At 54.3% G+C, this 19,571-nt stretch carries 19 protein-coding genes and 1 other annotated feature; of the genes, 17 read left to right on the forward strand and 2 right to left on the reverse strand.

Annotated features, from left to right (window positions below; translation table 11 throughout):
* Positions 1 to 641: 641 nt before the first annotated feature.
* The gene (locus FLZ89_RS06795; RefSeq protein WP_172613484.1) at positions 642 to 1,253 is read right to left on the reverse strand and encodes an NUDIX hydrolase; all 612 of its coding nucleotides are present in this window, start codon (positions 1,251 to 1,253) and stop codon (positions 642 to 644) included.
* Between the two features lie 98 nt (positions 1,254 to 1,351).
* Positions 1,352 to 1,705 carry an SMR family transporter gene (locus tag FLZ89_RS06800; protein WP_141263530.1) on the reverse strand — a complete coding sequence of 118 codons (354 nt, stop codon included), beginning with the start codon at positions 1,703 to 1,705 and terminating at the stop codon, positions 1,352 to 1,354.
* A gap of 246 nt (positions 1,706 to 1,951) precedes the next feature.
* Between FLZ89_RS06800 and tuf (FLZ89_RS06805) the strand changes: the two genes are divergently transcribed.
* The 17 genes from tuf (FLZ89_RS06805) to rplC all read left to right on the forward strand — a co-directional run bounded on the left by tuf (FLZ89_RS06805) (position 1,952) and on the right by rplC (position 19,570).
* Entirely contained in the window at positions 1,952 to 3,154 is a 1,203-nt protein-coding gene (gene tuf, locus FLZ89_RS06805) for an elongation factor Tu (RefSeq protein WP_141263504.1), read from the forward strand.
* A 189-nt stretch (positions 3,155 to 3,343) separates the two neighbouring features.
* On the forward strand, positions 3,344 to 3,493 hold the full coding sequence (rpmG, locus tag FLZ89_RS06810) for a 50S ribosomal protein L33 (protein ID WP_141263528.1): 150 nt from the start codon (positions 3,344 to 3,346) through the stop codon (positions 3,491 to 3,493).
* Between the two features lie 14 nt (positions 3,494 to 3,507).
* Complete coding sequence (gene secE, locus FLZ89_RS06815; protein WP_141263526.1) at positions 3,508 to 3,741, forward strand: preprotein translocase subunit SecE; 234 nt, start codon at positions 3,508 to 3,510, stop codon at positions 3,739 to 3,741.
* An 8-nt stretch (positions 3,742 to 3,749) separates the two neighbouring features.
* Positions 3,750 to 4,277: a transcription termination/antitermination protein NusG gene (gene nusG / locus FLZ89_RS06820; RefSeq protein WP_141263524.1), complete on the forward strand. Its 528-nt coding sequence runs from the start codon at positions 3,750 to 3,752 to the stop codon at positions 4,275 to 4,277.
* 14 nt (positions 4,278 to 4,291) lie between these two features.
* Complete coding sequence (gene rplK / locus FLZ89_RS06825) at positions 4,292 to 4,726, forward strand: 50S ribosomal protein L11 (RefSeq protein WP_141263522.1); 435 nt, start codon at positions 4,292 to 4,294, stop codon at positions 4,724 to 4,726.
* A 53-nt stretch (positions 4,727 to 4,779) separates the two neighbouring features.
* Positions 4,780 to 5,475, forward strand: a complete 696-nt coding sequence (rplA, locus tag FLZ89_RS06830) for a 50S ribosomal protein L1 (RefSeq protein WP_141263520.1) — start codon at positions 4,780 to 4,782, stop codon at positions 5,473 to 5,475.
* Between the two features lie 19 nt (positions 5,476 to 5,494).
* Positions 5,495 to 5,629, forward strand: a sequence feature (ribosomal protein L10 leader region).
* A 15-nt stretch (positions 5,630 to 5,644) separates the two neighbouring features.
* Entirely contained in the window at positions 5,645 to 6,175 is a 531-nt protein-coding gene (rplJ, locus tag FLZ89_RS06835; protein WP_141263518.1) for a 50S ribosomal protein L10, read from the forward strand.
* 30 nt (positions 6,176 to 6,205) lie between these two features.
* Positions 6,206 to 6,586, forward strand: a complete 381-nt coding sequence (gene rplL, locus FLZ89_RS06840) for a 50S ribosomal protein L7/L12 (RefSeq protein ID WP_054938433.1) — start codon at positions 6,206 to 6,208, stop codon at positions 6,584 to 6,586.
* A 216-nt stretch (positions 6,587 to 6,802) separates the two neighbouring features.
* Entirely contained in the window at positions 6,803 to 10,255 is a 3,453-nt protein-coding gene (gene rpoB / locus FLZ89_RS06845; protein WP_141304675.1) for a DNA-directed RNA polymerase subunit beta, read from the forward strand.
* Positions 10,256 to 10,284: 29 nt separating this feature from the next.
* Positions 10,285 to 13,788 (forward strand): DNA-directed RNA polymerase subunit beta', encoded by a 3,504-nt coding sequence (gene rpoC / locus FLZ89_RS06850; protein ID WP_141263514.1) that lies wholly within the window; start codon positions 10,285 to 10,287, stop codon positions 13,786 to 13,788.
* A 38-nt stretch (positions 13,789 to 13,826) separates the two neighbouring features.
* Entirely contained in the window at positions 13,827 to 14,078 is a 252-nt protein-coding gene (locus FLZ89_RS06855; protein WP_141263512.1) for a ribosomal L7Ae/L30e/S12e/Gadd45 family protein, read from the forward strand.
* Positions 14,079 to 14,099: 21 nt separating this feature from the next.
* Positions 14,100 to 14,474, forward strand: coding sequence for a 30S ribosomal protein S12 (rpsL, locus tag FLZ89_RS06860; RefSeq protein WP_141263510.1), 375 nt, complete (start codon positions 14,100 to 14,102; stop codon positions 14,472 to 14,474).
* A 20-nt stretch (positions 14,475 to 14,494) separates the two neighbouring features.
* The gene (gene rpsG / locus FLZ89_RS06865) at positions 14,495 to 14,965 is read left to right on the forward strand and encodes a 30S ribosomal protein S7 (RefSeq protein WP_141263508.1); all 471 of its coding nucleotides are present in this window, start codon (positions 14,495 to 14,497) and stop codon (positions 14,963 to 14,965) included.
* A gap of 90 nt (positions 14,966 to 15,055) precedes the next feature.
* On the forward strand, positions 15,056 to 17,134 hold the full coding sequence (gene fusA, locus FLZ89_RS06870) for an elongation factor G (protein WP_141263506.1): 2,079 nt from the start codon (positions 15,056 to 15,058) through the stop codon (positions 17,132 to 17,134).
* A 218-nt stretch (positions 17,135 to 17,352) separates the two neighbouring features.
* Positions 17,353 to 18,555 carry an elongation factor Tu gene (gene tuf / locus FLZ89_RS06875; RefSeq protein ID WP_141263504.1) on the forward strand — a complete coding sequence of 401 codons (1,203 nt, stop codon included), beginning with the start codon at positions 17,353 to 17,355 and terminating at the stop codon, positions 18,553 to 18,555.
* 62 nt (positions 18,556 to 18,617) lie between these two features.
* Positions 18,618 to 18,926, forward strand: a complete 309-nt coding sequence (rpsJ, locus tag FLZ89_RS06880) for a 30S ribosomal protein S10 (protein ID WP_141263502.1) — start codon at positions 18,618 to 18,620, stop codon at positions 18,924 to 18,926.
* Positions 18,927 to 18,940: 14 nt separating this feature from the next.
* Positions 18,941 to 19,570 carry a 50S ribosomal protein L3 gene (rplC, locus tag FLZ89_RS06885; protein WP_141263500.1) on the forward strand — a complete coding sequence of 210 codons (630 nt, stop codon included), beginning with the start codon at positions 18,941 to 18,943 and terminating at the stop codon, positions 19,568 to 19,570.
* The last annotated feature ends 1 nt before the right edge of the window (position 19,571 follow it).

The raw sequence follows: 19,571 nt of genomic DNA on the forward strand, positions 1-19,571 counted from the left end.
TATTTTGGCCGATGGCGGTCTGGTGTTTCTTTTTCTGTTCCTGTTGATCGCTTTATTTATCTTTGTTTAGCCCGGGTAAGCTGCCGGGCGTTTTTCCTGGAGTGTAACCTTATGGCAGGCAATGGCATAAGTTAAAGTAAAACTTGGAGAAATTGGAAGGGGGGACCACATGATGGCAGACGGATTTGTTTTTGGCAACTGGGCTTTTATCCTCTTCCTGGTACTGATTCTGCTGTTCTTCGGTAATTAACCGCCTATAACTACCGGAGAAAGGGGGAATAACCATGGGCGGCTTCTTCGGACCAGGTCCATTTGGCAGCTGGGCCTTAATTCTGTTTCTGATCCTTATCCTGCTCTTCTTTGGCAACTAATCCTGGTTAGGTATTATAGAAAGGGGGAATAATCATGGGCGGCTTCTTCGGACCAGGTTTCTCCGGCAGCTGGGCCTTGATCCTGTTCCTGGTTCTCATCCTGCTGTTCTTCGGTAACTAGCAATTGAGTAGGAGGGGGCGACTAGCTCCCTCCTCATATACTAACTGGCAGGGTATTCGTTATACGGATACCCTTCGATACGCTAGCGAATCCCTGGTTACGCCAACAAGCAAGAGCACGACTTCTAGCCTGAGTTCAAATTTCCCGGGTTATCTGATAATACTAAGAAAATGGTGCAGGATCCGAGCGGTCAGCCCCCAGATAATCCAACCTTCAAACTCGTAGAACAGCTCAGGCCAGGTGGCCCGGCGCCAGGGGTATTGCCGGCCATAGGGAATCTTATGGAAGGGGAAATCTGCCGGTGGTTGTACCTGTAGCGTAATTTCGTGATACTCAGGGGTAAGCCTCAGGAGCTGGTCCAGCGGTGCCGTAAAGACTTTCTCTACCTCCAGGGGGTTGGGGTTGATGCTTTGGGGCTCTCGCAAGAGGCCGACAAAGGGGTGGATGACCTGCTGGAAGGGAGTAACCAGGATGTCCAGGCCGCCCCAGATTGCAATAGAATCCGCGACCAGCCCTAGTTCCTCACAGGTTTCCCTTAAGGCTGCATCTTTCTCACCCCTGTCGCCGGGTTGAAGACGCCCGCCGGGGAAACAAATCTCTCCTGGCTGGGTTTTTAAATTGCGGGAACGTATTTCAAAAAGGAGCGAGAGGGAACCGTCATTTTCTTTTAGCAGGGGTAAAAGGACGGCGGATTGAGCATACAGGCGGGCGTCCAGGAGGCCGCTTTGGTGTTGTTTTACTTTAGCCTTTATATCTGCCAAACGAAAATCCCGCATTTAAGTATCACCTGCCTGCTATTTTTCCAGTCAAAGTGGTCCGCAAAGCCCTGTAACGGATTTTATCCTAAAAACAGTAAAAATTAGCTCCAGGCAATAAGAAGGATGCCGCTGATAATCAAGGCCAATCCTACGATACGTAAGACCGGCAGGCTTTCCCCCAGGTATAACCAGGAGAGCAAGAAGACAAAGACATAACCCAGGCTGACCATAGGATAGGCATAACTTAAAGGGACTGAGGCCAGGATTTTCAGCCAGAGGAGGAAACTGGTGGCAAAGGCTGCCAGGCCTCCTATGATGTAAGGGCTGAAAAGCAAGCTGGTGATCCCTGGAATATTAAACTTAAGGCTATCCAACTGCAGGACACCGACTTTAAATAATACCTGAGCACCGGCTCCCAGGAAGACGGATAAAAAGATTAAGAAAAGGACGGGCATGGATTAGGCCTTCTCCCCAATAATTGAAGTTTAGATGCAAGTCTATTATATCCTTGTTTTTGGCAAAAGCAACCTGTTACCGGAATTATTTTACAGCATCGGGGTAATAATATACAGGGTACAAGCAGGAAAAGGCTAACTAATGTAGAAATATCTTTTGCGAATAGCCACGCCCGGCTACGTGAAAGAGGCGCGGCGCAAGGGATACGAATAGGAATGCTATTTTAGGAGGAGGCAAAACGACACATGGCCAAACAAAAATTTGAGCGCAAGAAACCCCACGTGAACGTAGGGACCATAGGACACGTAGACCACGGCAAGACGACGCTGACGGCAGCCATCACCTTCTGCCTGTCCAAAGCCGGGGGGGCGGTACCCACGGCCTACGACCAGATCGACAAAGCGCCGGAAGAGAGGGAACGCGGCATCACCATAGCGACGGCCCACGTCGAGTACGAGACGGAAAAGCGGCACTACGCCCACGTCGACTGCCCGGGGCACGCCGACTACGTGAAGAACATGATCACAGGTGCAGCACAGATGGACGGCGCCATATTAGTAGTATCGGCGGCAGACGGCCCCATGCCGCAGACGCGGGAACATATACTGTTAGCGCGGCAGGTAGGGGTACCGTACATTGTCGTTTTCATGAACAAGGTTGACCAGGTAGACGACCCCGAGCTGTTAGAACTGGTAGAGATGGAAGTACGGGAACTGTTGAGCGAATACGAATTTCCGGGTGACGAGATACCGATCGTCAAAGGCAGTGCACTGAAAGCCATGGAATGCGGCTGCGGCAAACGGGAATGCGAATGGTGCAGCAAAGTATGGGAACTGATGGACGCGGTAGACAGTTACATTCCCACGCCGGAACGGGATGTTGACAAACCCTTCCTGATGCCCGTGGAAGACGTGTTTACGATTACGGGCCGGGGCACGGTGACCACCGGCAGGGTAGAGCGCGGCAAAGTTAAGGTAGGGGATGAAGTAGAGATAATAGGCTTAAGGGACCAGATAAGGAAGACGGTAGTGACGGGTGTAGAGATGTTCAGGAAGATATTAGACGAAGCGGTAGCGGGGGACAACATCGGCACGCTTTTGAGGGGAGTAGAGCGCAAAGAAGTAGAACGGGGCATGGTGCTGGCCAAGCCCGGGTCCATCAAACCGCACACCAAATTCAACGCGGAAGTATACGTACTGACGAAAGAAGAAGGAGGGCGGCACACACCCTTCTTCAACGGGTACCGGCCGCAGTTCTACTTCCGGACGACGGATGTGACCGGGGTAGTGAAACTCCCGGAAGGGGTAGAGATGGTGATGCCCGGGGACAACATCCGCATGAGCATCGAGCTCATTACGCCCATAGCCATTGAAGAAGGCTTACGGTTTGCCATCCGTGAAGGCGGCCGCACTGTGGGCGCCGGCGTCGTGACCGGGATTATTGAATAAATAGATATTGACAGGGCTTTATATTTATGGCAAACTAATTAAAGTGTTTAGCCGTACAGGGAAAATCTAGGGCGGTAAAGAAAGGTTTTGTTTTGTAAGTAGGGAAATTAAAAGAAGTGGGAAGGCGGGAATTGCCATGGTGGCAATTTTCCACCTCCCCACTTTGATCATAAATGGAGGTGGCCGGCAGTGCGGGTGGGTATTACCCTGGCATGTACTGAATGCAAGCGCCGTAATTATACTTCCAGCAAAAATAAAAAGAATGACCCCGATCGCCTGGAACTGAAAAAGTACTGCAGTAACTGCGGCAGGCACACTGTGCACAAAGAAACGAAATAGGGCAGGTTTTTTAAATGGCAACCAAGACTGTAGCCAGAACCGTTAACAACAAAACCAGTTTTAAAGAACAGGCCAGCAAATTTTTCCGGGGATCGTGGGCTGAGTTAAAAAAGGTCCACTGGCCATCCCGCAAGGAACTGGTAACCTATACTGCCGTGGTACTGGTTTCGGTATTCATTGTGGCGGCCTTATTATGGCTCTTTGATTCTGTCTTTAGTTTTCTTCTAGGCAAATTGATTTTGCGGTAGAGGTTAACATGGAAAAGGCCTGGTTTGTCATTCACACTTATTCTGGCTACGAAAATAAGGTCAAGGCCAACCTGGAAAAGCGCGTCGAATCTATGAACATGGGCGATAAAATCTTTCGGGTAGTAGTGCCCATGGAAGATGAGATCCAGGTTAAGGACGGCAAGCGCAAAATCGTCAAACGGAAAATATACCCCGGTTATGTTCTGGTCGAAATGATTTTGACCGACGCTTCCTGGTATGTAGTGCGCAACACACCGGGGGTCACCGGTTTTGTGGGTACAGGTAATAAGCCCATACCCCTCCGGGAAGAAGAGGCTCAGCAAATCCTGCAACAGATGGGTGTCGAAGAGCCGCGGCCACGGATCGATGTAGCCGTGGGGGAAAATGTACGCGTAACCAGCGGCCCCTTTGAAAACTTTATTGGTTCGATAGAAGAGATCCAGCCCGATAAGGGTAAGATAAAGGTTATGGTTTCCATGTTCGGACGGGAAACGCCCATTGAGCTGGATATCAACCAGATCGAGAAAATCGTTTAAAGGAGGTGTTAAAATTGGCACCCAAAGCCAAGAAAGTAACAGCAGTGGTTAAACTTCAGGTCCCGGCAGGCAAGGCGACGCCGGCACCGCCGGTAGGACCGGCCCTGGGCCAGCATGGGGTTAACATTATGGCCTTCGTCAAAGAGTTTAACGACCGGACAGCCAACCAGGCGGGCCTGATTATTCCGGTAGAGATAACTGTTTACGAAGATCGTTCCTTTACCTTTATTACCAAAACGCCTCCGGCAGCCGTTTTGCTAAAAAAAGCGTTGGGCATAGAGACGGCTTCCGGAGAGCCCAACCGTAAAAAAGTCGGTAAGGTTTCCCGGGAAAAGATCCGGGAGATTGCCGAACTCAAGATGAAGGATCTCAATGCCGCCAGTATTGAAGCTGCCATGCGCATGATTGAAGGCACTGCCCGCAGCATGGGTGTGGAAGTAGAGGCTTAAACATAGGCTGGTGGGAGGAGTAATCCGCTGGAACCACGAGGAGGAATGCCCAAATGCCCAAGCATGGTAAAAGGTACCGCGAAATTAGTAAACTGGTAGACAGGCAGCAGCTTTACGAACCCGGCGAAGCTATAGCCCTGGTCAAGAAAACCGCCAGCGCCAAATTCGATGAAACGATTGAGGTGGCTGTAAGACTGGGGGTTGATCCCCGCCATGCCGACCAACAGGTACGTGGGACGGTAGTCCTGCCCAATGGTACCGGTAAAACCCGGCGGGTGCTGGTGTTTGCCAAGGGAGAAAAGGCCAGGGAAGCCGAGGAAGCCGGGGCCGACTTTGTGGGCGCCGAAGACCTGGTAGAAAAAATTCAGGGCGGCTGGCTCGACTTTGATGTTGCCATAGCCACCCCTGATATGATGGGTACGGTTGGCAAGCTGGGCCGTATTTTAGGTCCCCGGGGACTTATGCCCAATCCCAAGTCGGGAACAGTGACCATGGACCTGGCCCGGGCCATCAAGGAAGTCAAGGCCGGTAAAATTGAATTCCGGGTAGATAAGACGGCCATTGTCCATGCCCCCATAGGCAAAGCCAGTTTTGAGGAAGGTAAGCTTAAAGAAAACTTCCAGGCCCTAATAGAGGCTCTGGTAAGGGCCAAACCGGCAGCGGCCAAGGGCCAGTATTTAAAGAGCATCAGTATTTCTTCGACCATGGGTCCGGGGATAAAAGTTAATCCTCTGCGGGCCACAAAGTAAATAAATAAGTACAGTTAAAACTTCATACCGGTATTTACCGTAGACAGCAGGTGCCTTTAAGGCTTAATATTTCCTGCCGAGGTAGTATAAAATTGTCTGTTATTTATTTAGCCATTTGCCCTCGCTTGTCTGCGGGGGCTTTTATTTTTGGCAGAACGGAGGTGGGAAAATGAACAAGCAGCGGGAAGCCAAGGCGGCGGTAGTGGCCGAAATAAAGGAAAAGCTGAGTAACTCTATAGTAACCATCCTGGCCGACTACCGGGGAATGAATGTAGCTGAAATGACCAGGCTGCGCCGTCAGTTACGGGAAGCCGGAGTGGAATTTAAAGTAGTGAAAAATACCCTCACACGCAGGGCCGCGCAGGAATTGGGGCTGGATGGCCTTGAACCTTTCCTGGAAGGGCCAACTGCCGCGGCCTTTAGCTTAAACGACCCTGCGGCACCTGCTAAAATCTTATCGGAAGTAATGCGCAACAGCAAAACCTTCCAGATCAAGGCAGGTGTTTTGCAGGGGAGGGTTATTGGCCTGGACGAAATCAAAGCCCTGGCTGACCTGCCCTCCCGCGAACAACTCCTGGCCAAAGTGGTGGGCGGTTTCCAGGCCCCCCTGGCCGGGCTGGTCAACGTCCTGGCCGGCAATACCCGCAATTTGGTCTACGTCCTGGAGGCCATCCGCAAAAAGAAGGAAGAAGCAGCTTAAGAATTATTTTTAAAGGAGTGAGTCTCAATCATGAGCAAAGTTCAAGAAATTATCGATGCCGTCAAAGGTTTGACGGTGCTGGAGCTCGCCGAACTGGTTAAGGCCCTGGAAGAAGAATTTGGCGTCAGTGCTGCCGCGCCGGTAGCCATGGCCGTAGCCCCGGGAGCAGCTGCCCCGGCGGAAGCCCCGGCAGAAGAGCAGACTGAATTTGACGTCATCCTGAAGTCCGCCGGCGACAAGAAGATTAACGTCATCAAGGTAGTACGCGAAATTACCGCTCTGGGCCTCAAAGAAGCCAAAGACCTGGTGGACAACGCTCCCAAGCCGGTTAAAGAGAAGGTTAGCAAAGAGGAAGCCGAAAGCATCAAGGCCAAGCTGGAAGAAGCCGGCGCCACTGTGGAAATCAAATAGTTGCCTGCTGCCAGAAGCCGGGGACTGCCCCTCCCCGGCTATGATTTTTTCCTTGACAGCAATCGTTATTTATGCTAACATATCAAAATGCCATTAAATTGCTGCCGCATGATTAAGTCTTTCCTTGGACGGCAATAATAGGTAGCAGGAACTTTAAAGGTCAAAAGCGAGGTTGTCATCACCTTGCTTTTGAATTTCTTGTGGGGGGGACTCAAGTTGGCTTATCCGGTCAAAGTCGGGACCAGGGAACGTTGGACCTTTGCCAAAATCAAGGAAACCCTGGGGTTACCAAACCTGATTGAAATTCAACGTAACTCCTATCAGTGGTTCATTGACGAAGGTTTACGGGAAATTTTGCATGACATTTCACCAATCCAGGATTTTACCGGCAACCTGGTCCTGGAGTTTGTTGATTATTCCCTGGGTGAGCCCAAGTACTCCCAGGAAGAATGCAAAGAACGGGATATGACCTATGCTGCCCCCCTGCGGGTCAAGGTTCGTCTAATTAATAGAGAAACAGGCGAGGTTAAAGAGCAGGAAGTCTTTATGGGGGATTTCCCTCTCATGACGGAAAAGGGCACCTTTATCATTAATGGTGCCGAGAGGGTTATTGTCAGCCAGTTGGTCCGTTCACCAGGGGCCTACTATACGGAAAGTATTGATGCCAGCGGGGCGAAAGTATACGGCGCCACTCTTATTCCCAACAGGGGTGCTTGGTTGGAGTTCGAAACCGATAATACCGAAAGCATCTATGTCCGTATTGACCGTACGCGGAAGATCCCGGTCACCGTCCTGCTGCGCGCCCTGGGGTATACCACCAATGCCCGCATCCTCGAACTCTTTGACTATGACACGCGTATCCAGAATACCCTGGAAAAGGATAACACCGATTCCGAAGAGGAAGCCCTGGTAGAGATCTATAAACGCCTGCGTCCTGGTGAGCCTCCAACTGTCGAGAGTGCCAGGAACCTCCTGGAATCCCTGTTCTTTGATCCCAAGCGCTACGATCTGGGTAATGTCGGTCGCTACAAGCTGAACAAAAAGTTGGGTCATGGCATTTTGACCCAGGAAGTTAACGGCCGGCAGGAATATATTCGTTGCCTTACAAAAGAGGATATTATCCACGCCATCAAATACCTCCTGCGCCTTATGGATGGCGAGGTTAAACCTGACGATATTGACCACCTTGGTAACCGCCGCCTGCGTTCCGTCGGCGAGCTCCTCCAGAACCAGTTCCGCATTGGCCTCGCCCGCATGGAGCGGGTGGTGCGGGAGCGGATGACCATTCAGGATGTAGACGTCATCACTCCCCAGGTGTTGATTAACATCCGGCCGGTAGTGGCGGCCATCAAGGAATTCTTTGGTTCCAGCCAGCTGTCCCAATTTATGGACCAGACTAACCCCCTGGCCGAGTTAACCCATAAACGGCGCCTTTCGGCCCTGGGTCCCGGCGGCCTGTCCCGGGAACGGGCCGGCTTTGAAGTGCGGGACGTGCATACTTCCCACTACGGCCGCATGTGTCCCATTGAGACCCCTGAAGGCCCGAACATTGGCCTGATTGGTTCTTTAAGTACCTATGCCCGCATTAATGAGTTTGGTTTTATTGAAACCCCCTACCGCCGGGTAGATAAAGAAAAGGGCGTCGTCACCAACGAAATTCATTACCTGACTGCCGATGAAGAGGACAAGTACGTCATCGCCCAGGCCAACGCTCCCCTTGATGAAGAAGGCCGCTTCCTAGAGAAGCGGGTTAATGCCCGTCATGCCGGGGAAATCGTAGTTGTGCCGGCCGACCGGGTTGATTATATGGACGTATCTCCCAAGCAGATGGTGAGTGTGGCCACGGCCCTCATCCCTTTCCTGGAGCATGATGATGCCAACCGGGCCCTCATGGGAGCCAACATGCAGCGCCAGGCCGTACCTCTTTTACGGACTGAGGCGCCGGTGGTAGGTACCGGTATGGAATGGCGGGCGGCTCGCGATTCCGGGGCAGTTGTCCTGGCCAGAAACAGTGGCATTGTCGAAAGGGTAACGGCTCGCGAGATTGTCATTCGTAGCGATGACGGTACTCTGGATACCTACCGCCTGCAAAAATTCGCCCGTTCCAACCAGGGCACCTGCATTAACCAGAAACCCATCGTTCGTAAAGGGGAGCGGGTAACGGCCGGCCAACCCATAGCCGACGGACCTTCCACCAATCAGGGCGAGCTGGCCCTGGGCCGCAATATCCTGGTGGCCTTCATGACCTGGGAAGGGTACAACTATGAGGACGCCATCCTCATTAGCGAGAAGCTGGTCAAGGAAGACATTTTTACCTCTATTCACATTGAAGAATATGAATGCGACGCCCGGGATACCAAACTGGGCCCGGAAGAGATCACCCGCGATATTCCCAACGTCAGTGAAGACGTTTTAAAAGACCTGGACGAGCGGGGCATCATCCGGATCGGGGCCGAGGTACGCCCGGGTGACATCCTGGTAGGAAAAGTCACTCCCAAGGGCGAGACGGAGCTGACTGCCGAAGAGCGTTTGCTCAGGGCTATTTTTGGCGAAAAGGCCCGGGAAGTAAGGGATACCTCTTTAAGGGTGCCCCACGGGGAATCTGGTATTGTCGTCGATGTCAAGGTCTTTTCCCGGGAGAATGGCGATGAACTGGCGCCCGGGGTCAATGAGCTGGTCCGGGTTTACGTCGCCCAGAAAAGGAAGATTTCCGTAGGTGACAAGATGGCCGGGCGCCACGGGAACAAGGGCGTTATCTCCCGCATTCTACCTGAGGAGGATATGCCTTTCCTTCCCGACGGTACGCCTATTGAGATTGTTTTAAATCCCCTGGGCGTGCCTTCGCGAATGAATTTGGGCCAGATCCTCGAAACCCACCTGGGCTGGGCGGCCAAAACCTTGGGGATCCATGTAGCCACTCCGGTTTTCGACGGGGCTTCAGAAGAGGAAATTAAGGAAAAACTGCGAGAAGCCGGCCTGCCTGAAGACGGCAAGACCATACTTTATGACGGCCGTACCGGCGAGCCCTTTGACCGTCCCATTACCGTTGGTTATATGTACATGCTGAAACTGGCTCACCTGGTGGATGACAAGATCCACGCCCGGTCTACCGGCCCCTATTCCCTGGTTACCCAGCAACCCCTGGGCGGTAAAGCCCAGTTTGGTGGCCAGCGTTTCGGGGAAATGGAGGTCTGGGCCCTGGAGGCCTATGGTGCAGCCTATACCCTCCAGGAGATCCTGACGGTAAAATCCGATGACGTCGTCGGCCGCGTCAAGACATACGAGGCCATCGTGAAAGGAGAAAATGTCCCTGAGCCGGGGGTGCCGGAATCCTTTAAGGTATTAATTAAGGAACTTCAGAGCCTGGGGCTGGATGTCAAAGTCCTATCCGAAGAAAACGAAGAGATCGAGATTAAGGAAGACGAGGATGATGGTGTTGAAGCGGCCCAGGATCTGGGCCTGGATATCCAGGGGCAGCCTGAAGCCGAACCGGGAGAAGCCGCCAAGGAGGCCGAAGAAGATGAGGAAGAAGACCTGGATTTTGAACCTGCCGACCTCGAACCTGAAGCGCTGGAACTTGAGGTCGACGGCGATGATTTCGACAGTGATTTTTCGGTCATCAAACCACGGGCCAGGGTAGTCCCGGGCGATAAATATGAAGAAGAATAAATCGAGTTCTTCGAGGGGGGGCAGGAATAATGCTGGATGTAAGCAACTTTGAGCGCATGCGCATTGGCCTGGCTTCACCGGAACAGATCCGGGCCTGGTCCAGCGGTGAGGTAAAGAAACCGGAAACCATCAATTACCGCACCCTGAAGCCGGAGCGCGATGGTCTATTCTGCGAGCGCATCTTTGGCCCGACCAAAGACTGGGAGTGTCACTGTGGCAAATACAAACGCGTGCGTTACAAGGGGATTGTCTGCGATCGCTGCGGGGTGGAGGTAACCCGTTCCAAGGTGCGCCGGGAGCGCATGGGGCACATCGAGCTGGCAGCCCCCGTTTCCCACATCTGGTACTTTAAAGGCATCCCCAGCCGCATGGGCCTCATTCTCGACATGTCGCCCCGTGCCCTGGAGAAGGTCCTTTATTTCGTGTCCTACGTGGTAATTGATCCTGGCGATACCCCCCTCTTGAAGAAACAGCTGCTCACCGAGGCGGAATACCGGGAATACCGGGACAAGTACGGCAACAGTTTCCGGGCGGCCATGGGTGCCGAGGCCATCAAGGAGCTCCTCCAGGAGATCGATCTCGACCAGCTGGCCGCCGAACTACGCCAGGAACTGAAGGAAAGCAGCGGCCAGCGGAAGATCCGGGCCATCCGCCGCCTGGAAGTGGTAGAAGCCTTCCGTGCCTCCGGCAACCGTCCCGAATGGATGATTTTAGACGTCATTCCGGTGATTCCCCCGGAGCTCCGGCCCATGGTGCAGCTGGACGGCGGTCGTTTTGCCACTTCCGATTTAAACGACCTCTACCGCCGGGTGATCAACCGCAACAACCGGCTGAAGAGGCTCCTCGATTTAGGCGCACCGGACATCATCGTCCGCAACGAAAAGCGCATGCTCCAGGAAGCCGTGGACGCCCTCATTGACAACGGCCGCCGCGGCCGGCCGGTGACCGGACCCGGCAACCGACCCCTGAAGTCTTTAAGCGACATGCTCAAAGGCAAGCAGGGGCGCTTCCGCCAAAACCTTTTAGGCAAGCGCGTCGACTACTCGGGCCGGTCGGTAATCGTCGTCGGGCCGGAGCTGAAGATCCACCAGTGCGGCCTGCCCAAAGAAATGGCCCTCGAACTCTTCAAGCCCTTTGTGATGAAACGGCTGGTGGATAAAGGGCTGGCCCACAATATAAAAAGCGCCAAGCGCATGGTGGAACGGGTAAAGAATGAAGTCTGGGACGTCCTGGAGGAGGTCATCGCCGAGCACCCGGTACTTTTAAACCGGGCGCCGACCCTGCACCGCTTAGGGATACAAGCCTTTGAACCGGTGCTGGTGGAAGGCCGGGCCATCCAGATCCACCCCCTGGTCTGCACGGCCTACAACGCCGACTTCGACGGCGACCAGATGGCCGTCCACGTGCCCCTATCGGCCGAAGCCCAGGCCGAGGCGCGCCTTTTAATGATGGCCGCCCATCACATTCTAAACCCCAAGGACGGCAAGCCCGTCGTCTCGCCCACCCAGGATATGGTGCTGGGTTCCTACTATCTTACCACCGTCAGCCCCGGCGCCAAGGGCGAGGGCAAGGCCTTCACCAGCTACGAAGAGGCCTATATGGCCTATCTCAACAAAGATATCGACGTCCACGCCCTGATCAAGGTGCGCATGGAGGACGGTAAACTTTTAGAGACGACCATCGGCCGTCTGATTTTCAACCGGGAAATCCCCATCCCCAAAGAGCTGGGTTACTACAACTGCGAAGTCGACAAGAAGAAGCTAACGGAGATCATCGACCGCTGCTATAAACTTTTAGGGACGGAAGCCACCGCCACATTGTTGGACGGCATTAAAAAAGTAGGCTTCCATTACTCCACCCTGGCCGGCTTTACCATCGGCATCAACGACATTGTCGTACCCCCGGAAAAGAAAGAAATAATAGCCGAGACCGAGACGGCGGTGGAGAAAATCGATCAGCAGTACCGCAAAGGTTTAATCAGCGAGGAAGAGCGTTACCAGAAGGTCATCGGTCTCTGGAATAAGGCCACCGACACCCTGACCAAAAAGCTCATGGCCGGCATGGACAAATTCAACCCCGTCTTCATGATGGCCAACTCCGGCGCCCGGGGTAACGTTCAGCAGATCCGCCAGCTGGCCGGGATGCGGGGCCTTATGGCCGACCCGGCCGGCCGGATTATCGACTTGCCCATCAAGGCCAACTTCCGCGAAGGCCTGACGGTGCTAGAATACTTTATTTCCACCCACGGCGCCCGTAAGGGTTTGGCCGATACGGCCTTACGCACGGCAGACTCCGGTTACCTCACCCGCCGCCTGGTGGACGTGGCCCAGGATGTCATTGTCCGGGAAGACGACTGCGGCACCACGGCCGGCATTGAAGTGGAGGAGATCCACGAGGGCAATCAGATAATCGAAAAGATGGAAGAGCGCCTGACCGGGCGCTATGCCCTGGAGGATGTCTACCACCCGGAAACCGGAGAACTCCTGGTCGCCGCCGACACCATGATCAGTGAAGAGGCGGCCCGGGCCATTGTGGCTGCCGGCATTAAAAAGGTAAAGATCCGATCCGTCCTTACCTGTCGCACCCGCTACGGCGTCTGCCGCAAATGCTACGGTCAGGACCTGTCCACGGGTAAGGATGTAGAAATCGGCGAAGCGGTTGGCATCATCGCCGCCCAGTCCATTGGTGAGCCCGGTACCCAGCTGACCATGCGCACCTTCCATACAGGAGGTGTGGCCGGAGAAGACATCACCCAGGGTCTGCCCCGGGTAGAAGAGCTCTTTGAAGCCCGCAAACCCAAAGGCCAGGCCATCATCGCCGAGGTCAGCGGCACCATCACCGCCATCAACGAAGTCCGCGGCCGGCGGGGGCGGGAGATTGAAATTACCGACGCCAATGGGGAAAAGTTTACCTATAATGTTCCCTATGGCTCCCGCCTGAAGGTTAACGAAGGCGACCATGTGGAAGCCGGTGATGAGTTAACGGAAGGGTCCGTTAACCCCCACGACCTGTTAAAGGTAAAGGGCGTCCGGGGCGTCCAGCTCTATCTCCTCCGGGAAGTGCAGCGGGTTTACCGCCTGCAGGGGGTGGACATCAACGACAAGCATATCGAAGTGATGATCCGCCAGATGCTGCGTAAAGTCAAGGTAGAAGATGAAGGCGATACCGACCTCCTGCCCGGCACCCTGGTGGACGCCTTTGAATTTGAAGACGTCAACCTGAAAGTCCAGGCCAGGGGCGGCAAGCCGGCAACGGCGCGGCCGGTGCTGCTGGGTATTACCAAGGCGTCTTTAGCGACGGATTCCTTCCTGTCGGCGGCCTCCTTCCAGGAAACGACACGGGTGCTGACGGAAGCGGCCATCAAGGGACGGATGGACCCCCTGCTGGGCCTGAAGGAAAACGTCATTATCGGCAAGCTTATCCCGGCCGGTACCGGTATGAGCCGTTACCGGCAGCTCCGGGTTATAACCCCGGAAGCAGAAGCCCAAGAAGAGGCCGCTCTAGAATCTGTTGACACGGCTACCGGAAAATGATACTATAAGAAAGTGTGACTGCCCAGGGGGGTTGAACTATGTCCTATGAACGTTTGCGGGTGGCCAAAAAACGAGCAGTAGGCACCAAGCAGGTCACCAAAGCGGTAATGAAGGGGACAGCCCGGGTGGTCTATATAGCTAAGGATGCCGAACCCCATGTAACCGGGCCATTAATTCAGCTTTGCCGCGCACGGGGTGTAGAAATAATTGAGGTAGACTCAATGAAAGAGCTGGGGCGGGCCTGCGGCATCGAAGTGGGCTCGGCCTCAGCCGTTATCCTGGAAGAATAGCCGGGGAAGGAGGTGGAAGGAATGCCGACAATCCAGCAGCTGGTACGCGAGGCGCGGGAAAAGGTCGTCAAAAAGTCGACGGCGCCAGCCCTGAAGGAATGCCCCCAGAAGCGGGGTGTCTGCACCCGTGTATATACAACTACGCCTAAAAAGCCCAATTCCGCCCTGCGCAAGGTAGCCCGGGTACGCCTCACCAATGGCATTGAGGTAACCGCCTATATCCCCGGTATTGGCCATAATTTGCAGGAACACTCAGTGGTCCTGGTAAGAGGGGGCAGGGTTAAGGATTTGCCGGGTGTCAGGTATCATATTATCAGGGGTGCCCTCGATTCTGCCGGCGTCCAGAACCGCAACCAGGGCCGCTCCAAGTACGGGGCCAAGCGGCCCAAAAAGTAGTGGTAAGGGGGGGATAAGGGTTGCCACGGCGAGGCAGTGTTCCCCGGCGGGAGGTATTGCCGGACCCGCTTTACGGGAGCACCAAGGTTACTAAATTGATTAACCAGGTCATGCTCAACGGTAAGAAATCGTTGGCTCAGCGGATTTGTTATGAAGCCTTTGACACCATCAGGAAAAAAACCGGCAAGGACCCGGTAGAGGTTTTTGAACAGGCTCTCAAAAATGTAATGCCTCTGCTGGAAGTTAAGGCCCGCCGTGTAGGTGGTGCCAACTACCAGGTGCCGGTAGAAGTGCGGCCGGAAAGGCGGCAAACCCTGGGTATCCGCTGGCTGGTAAACTACGCCCGGGCGCGTAGCGGGAAGAGTATGGCCGAAAAACTTGCTGCCGAGTTGATGGATGCCGCCAATAACACCGGCGGTGCCGTCAAGAAACGCGAAGATACCCATAAGATGGCTGAAGCCAACAAAGCCTTTGCTCATTACCGGTGGTAGGTGTGGGGGTCAGGGGCCCAGGAACTGGGGGTCTCACCTCACAGCGACCTCCGGTACCTGAAACCTGATTACAAGAAGGGATGAAACTTTATGGCTCGACAATACCCACTGGAAAAAACCAGGAATATCGGCATCATGGCCCACATCGATGCCGGTAAAACAACTACCACCGAGAGGATACTTTTTTATACCGGCCGCGTGCATCGTTTGGGCGAAGTGCATGATGGTAATGCAACGATGGACTGGATGGTCCAGGAACAAGAACGGGGTATTACCATTACCTCGGCTGCTACAACCTGCTTCTGGCGTGATCATCGCATCAACATTATCGACACGCCAGGCCACGTGGACTTCACGGTGGAGGTAGAACGCTCATTGCGCGTTCTGGATGGGGCTATAGCCGTCTTCTGTTCTGTGGGCGGGGTAGAGCCCCAGTCGGAAACTGTCTGGCGCCAGGCGGATAAGTACGGCGTGCCCAGGATCGCCTACATCAATAAAATGGACCGCGTCGGTGCTGATTTTTACCGGGGCGTCAAGATGATTGCCGACCGCCTGGGGGCCAATCCGGTGCCCATCCAGTTGCCCATTGGCGCCGAAGATAATTTCCGCGGCCTGGTAGATCTGATCCGGCTGAAGGCCATTTACTATACTGATGATTTAGGAACAACTATTGAAGAAGGACCTGTTCCGGCCGATATGGAAGACCTAGTGCTTGAATACCGGGAGAAGTTGCTTGAGGCTGTGGCCGAAAGCGATGAAGAGTTAATGCTCAAGTACCTGGAAGGGGAAGAGCTAACTGAAGAGGAGATCAAGGCCGGTATTCGCAAGGCGACTATTGCCGTGAAAATGGTGCCGGTACTTTGCGGTTCTTCCTTTAAAAACAAAGGCGTCCAGCCGCTTCTGGATGCGGTGGTAGATTTCTTGCCTGCGCCAACTGACGTGCCGGCCATCCAGGGCATTGACCCGGAAACAGGCTCCGAGGACGAGCGCCACTCCAGCGATAACGAGCCCTTTGCCGCCCTGGCCTTTAAAATCATGGCCGACCCTTACGTGGGCAAGTTGACCTTTTTCCGGGTTTATTCCGGGACCATAAAATCCGGCTCTTATGTTTATAATTCTACCAAGGGTCGCCGGGAACGGATCGGCCGAATTTTACGCATGCACGCCAATCACCGGGAGGAAGTTGACGAGGCCTATGCCGGTGACATTGCGGCGGCGGTGGGCTTGAAGGAAACGACCACCGGCGATACTCTTTGTGACGAGCAGCATCCTATTGTCCTGGAGGCCATGGAATTTCCCGAGCCGGTTATTTCTGTAGCCATTGAGCCCAAAACTAAAGCCGACCAGGAAAAGATGAGTCTGGCCCTCCAGAAACTGGCTGAAGAGGATCCGACCTTTAAGATGCATACCGACCCCGAAACCGGCCAGACCATTATCTCCGGCATGGGTGAATTGCACCTGGAGATTATTGTCGATCGCCTGCTGCGGGAGTTTAAAGTGGGGGCCAAGGTCGGTCGGCCTCAGGTCGCCTACAAAGAAACCATTCGCCGGCCGGTCAAGGCCGAAGGCAAGTTTATCCGTCAGACGGGCGGCCGCGGCCAGTACGGCCACGTGGTTATTGAAGTAGAACCTCAGGAGCCCGGCAAGGGTTATGAGTTCGTCAACAAGATTGTCGGCGGGGTCGTACCCAAAGAGTATGTACCGGCAGTTGACGCCGGCGTCCAGGAAGCCATGAGCAACGGCGTCCTGGCCGGCTACCCGGTAGTAGATGTCAGGGTATCCCTGGTAGACGGTTCCTACCACGAGGTCGACTCTTCAGAAATGGCCTTTAAGATTGCCGGCTCATTGGCTTTCAAGGATGCCGCCAAAAAGGCCGGACCGGTTCTGTTGGAACCGGTCATGAAGGTCGAGGTTGTGGTGCCGGATGAATATATGGGCGATGTGATTGGCGACCTGAATGCCCGCCGCGGCCGAGTGGAGGGGATGGAACCACGGGCCGGTGCCCAGGTCATACGCGCCTTTGTCCCCCTGGCCGAGATGTTCGGTTATGCCACCGACCTGCGGTCGCGGACTCAGGGCCGGGGCACCTATGTGATGCAGTTTGATCATTACGAAGAGGTGCCCCAGAATATTGCCGCCGAGATTATAGCTAAACGCCAGGGAGCATAAATAACTGATTGCACAGGGGATAACCCAAGGAATTTTAACCTATCAGGGCAATGCAAAAAGGGAAGCAGTCCCTTTGGGCACCACACCTGGCAATCAGAAAGGGAGAATGAGGTGGAAATAAAAAATAAAACCGGGAACTGGCATCAGCCAGTTCCGACGCAAACCCACCTCTAACCTCCCGCTTCTTACATCTCATACCAGAGGAGGCAAAACGACACATGGCCAAACAAAAATTTGAACGCAAGAAACCCCACGTCAACGTAGGGACCATAGGACACGTAGACCACGGCAAGACGACGCTGACGGCAGCCATCACCTTCTGCCTGTCCAAAGCCGGGGGGGCGGTACCCACGGCCTACGACCAGATCGACAAAGCGCCGGAAGAGAGGGAACGCGGCATCACCATAGCGACGGCCCACGTCGAGTACGAGACGGAAAAGCGGCACTACGCCCACGTCGACTGCCCGGGGCACGCCGACTACGTGAAGAACATGATCACAGGTGCAGCACAGATGGACGGCGCCATATTAGTAGTATCGGCGGCAGACGGCCCCATGCCGCAGACGCGGGAACATATACTGTTAGCGCGGCAGGTAGGGGTACCGTACATTGTCGTTTTCATGAACAAGGTTGACCAGGTAGACGACCCCGAGCTGTTAGAACTGGTAGAGATGGAAGTACGGGAACTGTTGAGCGAATACGAATTTCCGGGTGACGAGATACCGATCGTCAAAGGCAGTGCACTGAAAGCCATGGAATGCGGCTGCGGCAAACGGGAATGCGAATGGTGCAGCAAAGTATGGGAACTGATGGACGCGGTAGACAGTTACATTCCCACGCCGGAACGGGATGTTGACAAACCCTTCCTGATGCCCGTGGAAGACGTGTTTACGATTACGGGCCGGGGCACGGTGACCACCGGCAGGGTAGAGCGCGGCAAAGTTAAGGTAGGGGATGAAGTAGAGATAATAGGCTTAAGGGACCAGATAAGGAAGACGGTAGTGACGGGTGTAGAGATGTTCAGGAAGATATTAGACGAAGCGGTAGCGGGGGACAACATCGGCACGCTTTTGAGGGGAGTAGAGCGCAAAGAAGTAGAACGGGGCATGGTGCTGGCCAAGCCCGGGTCCATCAAACCGCACACCAAATTCAACGCGGAAGTATACGTACTGACGAAAGAAGAAGGAGGGCGGCACACACCCTTCTTCAACGGGTACCGGCCGCAGTTCTACTTCCGGACGACGGATGTGACCGGGGTAGTGAAACTCCCGGAAGGGGTAGAGATGGTGATGCCCGGGGACAACATCCGCATGAGCATCGAGCTCATTACGCCCATAGCCATTGAAGAAGGCTTACGGTTTGCCATCCGTGAAGGCGGCCGCACTGTGGGCGCCGGCGTCGTGACCGGGATTATTGAATAATTACCAGGCCAGGGATCAGGCTTTATGCCTGATCCCGTGCCATGAAGGAGGGTAAATAACCCATGGCCAGGCAGAAGATCCGCATCCGTCTTAAGGCCTTTGATCACCGCCTGTTAGACCAGTCATCCCAGAAAATTGTCGAGACTGCCAGGCGCACCGGGGCAGTAGTATCCGGCCCCATCCCGCTGCCGACGGAGAAAAATATCTTTACGATTTTACGTTCACCCCATGTGAATAAAGATTCCCGGGAGCAGTTTGAAATGCGTACCCATAAGCGTTTGATCGACATTCACGAGCCAACGTCCAAGACGGTAGACGCATTGATGCGCCTGGATCTCCCGGCAGGGGTTGACATTGAGATCAAGCTGTAGGGGGTAGTATCAGGGTGCGCAAGGGTATTTTAGGAAAAAAGATAGGCATGACCCAGATATTTGATGACACCGGCCGGGCCATTCCAGTAACAGTAGTCCAGGCCGGGCCCTGTGTCGTCATTCAGAAAAAAACTGTCGCTACCGATGGTTATGAAGCCCTGCAGGTAGGTTTTGAACCTATCAAAGAAAAGAAGGTTAACAAACCCTTGCGGGGACATTTTAGCAAGGCCGGAGTAACCCCTTTTCGTTATGTCCGGGAATTGCGTTTAGAGGATATCCAGGATTATCAAGTGGGGCAGGAAATTAAAGCCGATATTTTTAGCCCCGGCGAAAAGGTCGATGTTACCGGTATATCCAAAGGTAAAGGTTTTGCCGGCGGCATTAAACGTCACGGTTTTCACCGCGGCCCCATGGAGCACGGTTCCAAGTATCACCGCCGTCCCGGGTCCCTGGCGGCCAAAGGACCGGCCCGCGTCTTTAAAGGGCGCCGCCTGCCCGGCCACATGGGTGCCGAAAGGGTTACGGTACTGGGCCTGGAGGTTATCAAGAACGACCCCGGGCGGAATCTTCTGTTGATCAAGGGTTCCGTTCCGGGCCCGCGCCAGGGGCTGCTGGTAATTAAGAATTCGGTAAAGGGAGGCTAAC

It is taken from the genome of Moorella sp. E306M (assembly GCF_006538385.1).
GTDB lineage: Bacteria > Bacillota > DSM-521 > Neomoorellales > Neomoorellaceae > Neomoorella.